The sequence below is a fragment of the Vibrio sp. Vb0888 genome (assembly GCF_033338835.1).
Lineage (GTDB): Bacteria > Pseudomonadota > Gammaproteobacteria > Enterobacterales > Vibrionaceae > Vibrio > Vibrio alginolyticus.
Genome location: NZ_JAWOTL010000035.1, coordinates 7,691 through 14,868 on the forward strand (window position 1 = coordinate 7,691; position 7,178 = coordinate 14,868).

Annotated in this window: 4 protein-coding genes; 2 read left to right on the forward strand and 2 right to left on the reverse strand. The window is 41.6% G+C overall.

The features are described 5' to 3' along the window. Nucleotides 1-622: 622 nt before the first annotated feature. Together R7P72_RS23165 and ltrA are read right to left on the reverse strand one after the other, a co-directional pair. Nucleotides 623-1,009 (reverse strand): transcriptional regulator, encoded by a 387-nt coding sequence (locus R7P72_RS23165; RefSeq protein ID WP_029838646.1) that lies wholly within the window; start codon nucleotides 1,007-1,009, stop codon nucleotides 623-625. A 678-nt stretch (nucleotides 1,010-1,687) separates the two neighbouring features. Beyond that, a complete protein-coding gene (ltrA, locus tag R7P72_RS23170) occupies nucleotides 1,688-3,160 on the reverse strand; it encodes a group II intron reverse transcriptase/maturase (RefSeq protein ID WP_318110767.1) in 1,473 nt (490 codons plus the stop codon). A gap of 810 nt (nucleotides 3,161-3,970) precedes the next feature. Here ltrA and R7P72_RS23175 point away from each other — a divergent pair. Together R7P72_RS23175 and R7P72_RS23180 are read left to right on the forward strand one after the other, a co-directional pair. Further along, complete coding sequence (locus R7P72_RS23175) at nucleotides 3,971-6,259, forward strand: LysM peptidoglycan-binding domain-containing protein (protein ID WP_318110768.1); 2,289 nt, start codon at nucleotides 3,971-3,973, stop codon at nucleotides 6,257-6,259. Then, the gene (locus R7P72_RS23180) at nucleotides 6,256-6,645 is read left to right on the forward strand and encodes a hypothetical protein (RefSeq protein ID WP_025541419.1); all 390 of its coding nucleotides are present in this window, start codon (nucleotides 6,256-6,258) and stop codon (nucleotides 6,643-6,645) included. Before R7P72_RS23175 ends, R7P72_RS23180 begins: the two co-directional genes overlap by 4 nt. The last annotated feature ends 533 nt before the right edge of the window (nucleotides 6,646-7,178 follow it).

Here is a 7,178-nt window from a genome sequence, read left to right on the forward strand (position 1 = left end):
ACAACGATAGAGCTTCTTTCACTTTTTGCAGTCAGTGATCATGGAAAACAACGATATAAAAACCAATCTTTTTCACTATAAGGTTATGAAATTAAAAAGATTAAATCAGTCTAGCTTCGAGATAACCTTTGACCGATCATAAACATCGTTAGGTAAGATTCATAAATCCATCTGAGAGGTCAGGGAAAACAACGACGTCCCACTTTCATTGAGCTGTCTGAAATTGTTTTTAATATTTCTGATTAAGATGTTTTTGATTAGACAACATCGTTGAGACTGGTGAAATTGTTATTGTGCTACGGGGCTACGGCAGACATTTTTATGAGTGAGACTTATATTAAGAACGAGGCTAAGGCTAAAAGCAGTGATAACGAGCAAGTCGGCTCAAATGATAGTGACATTGCGCTAAATGGGTTTCTTGACTTGCTTGAGCACGATATCTCTAACAATCCTGACAAGTAGGTTGAAGAAACTGAGAACCATAAAAAAGAGCTGGAAGAGGTAATTGGTGACTATCAAGTTGATCTCGAAGGTAAGTATTAAAAACAATCTTCATTTGAACCTGCACAGCATAAAGCTGTGCTATTTAAGCGGCATGCGCCGCAGTAACGAGTGTTGGGCATCATGCACTATAGCTTTCTTGCAGTGTATTCTCTAATTCTTTACCGAGAAGAATCTCAAAGTCAGTGAATAAAGCTATGGGGCGACGAGCATTGCCTTTCTCCTCGAACTGAATAAATCCTTTTGATGATAAGAAGTCGAGTTTTCGTGACAGTTCGCGGATATGATGACCGCTAATCTCCGCAAGCTCAGATAGGCTGTCAGGCTTTTCTTTACTCATTAGAATCATTAGCTCGATATTTTCATTACATAGCAATTTTGAGGCTTCATCTAGTGATGTGAACCAGAGTGATGGTATATGTTTGTTATGAGTGGTGTTGCCCGCAGCCACATTAATCATGTGTCTGCGAATAAGGTCTTCCGACATAATACCAATGCGAGCTTTCATTACTATCTTTCCAGAACGAAACAATAAACATAAGAAAATCCTAGTGTATACAATGCTATTCTGAAAGAAAAAGTGGATAGTTATATTCGCTATACTAATGGACGTCACTTTCATGAGCAAAAGGTCAAGAGAAACAATGATATCCTAGTTTCATTGAGTCCCTTTCGATTCAGCCCCCTAAGGTCTACGAGCGATCTCTAAAAGCAAATTACTATGGTCTAGGAGTGATCCTCTCCTAGATGGATGTGGCTGTAACCAATTGTATTTACTTTGTTATTTATTTAAGGGCTGCTGGTCTACGTGCGATCTCAAGAAGTAATTCTCTATGGTCTATGAGCGATCCTCTCCATAAAAGCCGAGGTGCAGGAGCGAGCTGAACTAGGTATGTGAGTGGTTAGATAAAATAGAGGAGCACGATATCAAAGTGCTATGAATATAGTTAAGTAACTGATAAGTGAATTGCCACCGACTTGATAGACATGCTTCAGTTCGACTCTTTTACTTGGTTTTACCCAATTCAACTTATCCGAAGTGCACGATTTTTATCACCGACTATAACTCGTTTCTGTCGAGTAGACGACACCTGTTACCAAGTGTCGCCCCTCTAAGAACCCAGCGTGCAACTTTCACCGCACTAGGCTCAAGCCTTCACGAAGGCACCGATTGGCACCCAGCAACTTATAAAGCGGTGAGAGCAGGCTCATGCCAAGAGTTACGGCATTGCTTCTTTGATTTTCTCTTAGCCAAGTATTCTTGGTATTGAGGATCAAAAGGCGTTGCAGCACTCCTGATTTTCACATGTCTCTCAATCGGCACCTTAGCTATTTGATACAGATTGAACTGACAATCCATATCCATGATCTTCTGCCAACCGTGAAATTGCCATTGACCTTGACGGTTGATGAAGTATTTAAGGGCGATCCAAGTTCTAGACTTAGTCGGATGACGCCTTTTAGCCCAGTGCCATAACGCATGGAATAGTTTGTGACCTACATATCCGAATATCTGTTTAGCAACGCAGTGTCGATAGTAATTCGACCAGCCCCTGAGTTTCGGATTTATCAACTTGATTAGATCGTTAACGGGGATGGTTGCGTGCTTCTTGATGAGTTCACGCAAGTTACTCAAGAGCATCAGAGTGTTGGATTTGCTCGGTTTAATGAGCAGTTTTCCTTTGTACTTCCTATGATTAAAGCCTAGAAAGTCAAAACCACGGCTGATGTGGGTAATGTGCGTTTTTTCTTCGGAGAGTGTTAAGCCTCTTTCCGCTAAGAACTCAGCAATCAACGGTTTGATATCGTTCTCCAGCACTTCCTTTGAGGCACAGGTGACGACGAAATCATCGGCGTATCCAATAAAGTTGGCTCTCGCACCCTTTTTGAGGGCGGTAGATTTTATGCGCTGTTCTAGACCTGCAAGTGTCATCAACATCAGAGTGGGAGATATAATCCCACCCTGCGGTGTCCCCTCGTCGGTATGGTAGAACAACCCTTTATCTATAAAGCCAGATTTCAGCCATTGTTCCAGCATCCGTTTGTCTGCTGGTATGCTTTCGATAAGCCATTGATGACCAATTTTATCGAAACAGGCTTTAATATCTCCCTCAAGCACCCATTGCGCGGATTTCTTTTGACTTAAACAGATAAAACACTGTGCAATTGCATCAGCAGTGCTTCGATTAGGTCGGAAGCCGTAGCTATTAGGATCGGCGATAGTTTCAGATATTGGTTCTAGTGCAAGAAGGTGGAGCGCTTGTTGCGCTCTGTCGATCATGCAGGGGATACCAAGTGGTCTGAGCTTGCCGTTTTTCTTGGGGATGTAGATACGCTTAAGCGGTTTGGCTTGATAAGCTCTTCTGCTCAATTGATTGACAGCTTTCATGCGGCGCGTATCTGTATTCCAGATAACGCCGTCAATTCCAGGCGTTTTACTGCCTTTATTTTGTGATACCCGCTTAACAGAAAGAAGCTTTGCTGAACGCGAGTGAGTAAGTATCCATTGCAATGCTTTCGCTTTGCCGTGTTTACCTTCTCGTGTTGCCTTTGCAATACGCATCTGAAGCTTTAATACATGGGATTCTACGACTTTCCAATTGATGGATTGCCATTGAGCACTGTCAGGAGAGGCACTAATCTCTTTTGAAATCATCATTTGCTTATCTCCTTGAATAAAGTTCTTCAAATTCTCTTGCAACGGAAGACCTGTCGGAAGTCAGCTCACTTTCGTGCCAGATAGGGATCTGTATCTGCATCGTTACAATGCAGCCTTCGCTTTTTCCGACATCCTCTACCTGCATCACTATCGGCCACAGAGGCTTTCCCAGAGGGAGCGATACAGGCTTACCGTGTTCCGTATGTCGCGCAATGTCAGTTTAGATGCCCGCTATGGTGCGGAGAGTTCAACGATCACGAAAGAGCATGGGGCAATCTCTTTCCGACTCTCACGCCTTTTGGCTACAGCGTGTTAACCACTTCCGCTGCTTCATCACATAACGCACCTTGAGCGGATTCACTTATGTTCATCATGCTGACTACCTAGCACTCACCCGACTTGTGGTTATCAGGAGGATCGTCCTCTCACGATTTAGATCCCGATTGGCAAATACCAACCTTCGTTACATTGTCAGAGCCGCTACTTTATTCAGGCTCCTAGGTTCATCTGGTGATACAGATGGTTCACACATCAAGCGGTGAACAGCGCTTCATACGACTTCACGTCGCACGCCCCATTGTAAGGTAGGCCTTTTACTCATTCACATCCTGTTAATGTACATTTGCCCTACAAAAGGTTATCCGAACTTAGATGGAGAGAGCATACGCCTCAAATCAAATTGATTTTAGTTATCTTGCATAGGTAAACCAACACAAACACGGTCACTATTTAGCTATCATTGACCGATATTTACCTGTACTGGTCGAGTTGATGAGATATCAAAGTAAACCCGTAGATTCAATGTCACTTATGGCACCTGAAGATACATATAAAAAGAAAACACAAACCAATACTAATCACAACCATACGTCAACGGATACACCTCAAGACGTTACCTTGGAATACAATGTGGCGTTAGCGTGTTCACTCGATGAGGTAAAAGCATTCAGTATTGATTCGTTTGTCGTAGCTGAAACTGACAAAGAAAAGACTCCCCTCAACTCTTGGGTTAAATCAAAAGATTCAGATAACATCAGTACTATTTTGAGTACTCCGATATTGGTTAATGAGCCTAAAACTCTGCTCTATCAGTTTGCTGGCTCTAAGAAAACAGCGTTGAGCTATGGAAATGTTCTTCCAGTCAAAAAAGGCAGTGCCATTTATCGTGATATTTTTATCCCAGTTAAGCCTTCTGTTCAGGTTGGGGAGCGCTTAGGTTGGCCTACAGAAGGTTACTTCTACCACTTTATTGATGATGAGTTTATCCACGAGTATAAAATCGCGGGCAATAACAAATGGGGCTTCAATGTCACTGAGTCCACTAAATGGCGGCTCAGCGAGGAGATCATCGTATCCAAACCACAATCTATGATTTTGCTGCCTTATAAAATCGACAATCAAGTGATTGCAAGGCAACACCTTTTGTATAGAAAAGAAAAACTCTCACAAGATTTACTTTTGGATGATATTACGGCTGAGTGGCTCGATGAACACGCTTGTCTTCTTGATATGGGTGCAGTGTTTTCCACTCGAACGGCATCGATTTTAGAAAAAGAGAAAGAGCAGGATGGCAAAATCGTTTACATCATTAAGAGTGGGGATAGTCTGTCTAAAATCGCGCATAGACAGGGAATAACACTCGAAGAATTACTGACTTTAAACCCTAAATACAAGGACTCTCCAGACATGGTGAATGTCGGTGATGAAATCACCATTGAAGTGACTGAAACTTATGATGTTGAATCTGAGTTTCACACCTGTCAACTTGACTCTAAGACGAACCAACCTGAAACGTGGAGTAGTATTGCTGCATTATATAACCTTTCGGCTAAGTCCCTATTAGGAATGAATCCGAATTATGATGCGGATCCTTCGGTGTTATCACTTGGTGATAAGCTTCAAGTGACATTACCTAAAAAGACGAGTGGTCAATCTTCCGTTCGTTCTCCTTTGCCTGCTGAAGACGTAACAACATCAAAAACAGCCTTTGCTCATTCCAATATTCAGTGTGAAGTCAGCAGTAAATCCCACTGTCATGTGCATCCTATTGTTGGTAATGTGGGGGCAGATAAGAACACACCTGTAATTAAAGTTAAGCAACTCGTTCTGCGTTCAGAGCCGTTGTCAACATCTGATAAATTGGAGTTATTGGCTTCTGGTGGTGGGGAAGCCCTTAGTAAGGGAAGTAAAGGAGTTGAGGTCAAAGCCATTCTAGAGGCATTGATCTACTTAGGTTTCGATTTAGGGGCTGACGGTGATTTTGGCCGTGTGATAGAAGGTGCAGTTAAACAGTTTCAAACCCACTATAAGCCAACACATACCATACATAAAAGCTACCAATTTGGTGATGTGGATGGGATTGTCGGTAAAAATACCATTCTTGCTTTAGATGAGGCTGTTAAAGAAGGTTGGAAGTTTGTTGATGATGAGATGGACGAAAAGTGGCTAACAGTACCCAAGGGACAATTTACCTTTGACAGCGAAGGCGATGACAACCCATCATCTCCCTATTTTTCGAGACAAGCCCATGTTCCTAATAATAGTGGCGTGGTGGTCGGTCGATCTGGTGTTACAATTGGCCGAGGTTTAGATATGGGTAATCCACCAACGGGTGCAACAGGACAATCACCTTCTGCATTGAACTTAAGAGAGTTATTCCAAAAATCTGGATTGATGCCAGAGCTTTCAAACTGGTTACTAAGCGTCGAGGGTATACAAAAAGAAGCAGCCCTTGAATCGTTGAATAATTCAGGGTTGGACAACAAAACACTCACCCTAACCCGCAAACAACAACACCTAATGTTTAAACAAGTCTACGCGTATATGGAAGATAAGACCCGAATTTTGTTAACAAAACCTGATGTGAGAGAAAAATTTGGGGTAGTTGATTGGGATAACTTATCTCTCAATGTAAGGAATGTTTTAGTCGATTTAACTTATCGAGGAGACAATAGCCCTAGTACTAGAGAAGTGTTTGTTCCTGCATTAGTTAATTACAATGCCCAAACGTTTAAAGCAGTTATGTCGAATGTTAAAGCGTGGAGGAGATTTGATATTCCAAGTGGTAGGTTTATTGCAAGAAAGGAGCATTTAGAATGAAACTTAAACGTATTTTAACGGTATGCTTGGTGTTGGTATCAGCTTACACAAGTGCGTCTGAATATAGATTATATGCTTCGGATTATTCAGTTAGAACGAAGAAAGAAAATTTTGCTGCCTATGTTTTGAAAGATAATCCATGTATCACTGTGTATGAATTTAAAACAGGGAAGTCAGTCCAATATTGTGAATTGGGAAATAAAGAGAAAAAGGCAGGCTCTGTACATGGTGATATATCATTAACCCACTTACAGCGAGACTATCCTACTGTTTATGTCATGGATTTAAGTATGTGGAGTGGTGACGTAACATTTACAGTAGCTACTCCTTGGTCTGATCTATCATGCACTATCGATGTTCAAACACAGGCAGTGAGTTGTGAGTAGCCAGAGTTAGCTATTTTACTCAAATTAGCTAACTCGCTTTTATCCTAGACCTTTTGGTAGATTTCACATCTAACCATAATCGCGTTTTTTATGGTCCTAAAATAAAAGTGGTTTTTCATCTAAGCAGCCAGAAAAGGGCTGCTTTAGTCAATTCATTTAGATCTAGAAGTGAGCAAGGATAAACCCCTTGCATGCTGTTATCGGTTGCAATAAAGGAAGTCCTGTGCGAGTTAGTGAAAATGTTCGGGGTCAGGTCTTTCATTTTGCCCTAGCTAAATTTATCCGAACGTCCGATATTCATCAGAAATCGTAACGTGGAAATGAATGATATCTGAATAGAAGTTGACGAAAATCGTCGCGTTTTGGACAGAGGGGGTACATCATCGGTATGAGAAGAGGCACTTACCTGTTTATTTGCTAATAGTTTTTTGTTTACGGTGAGTACTTATAGCTAAGAAATGCCCCAAAACTCGCTAGACCAAACACTCTACAAGATCTGTTTCGTTCATTTTATCCTACAAAAAGTTATTCGA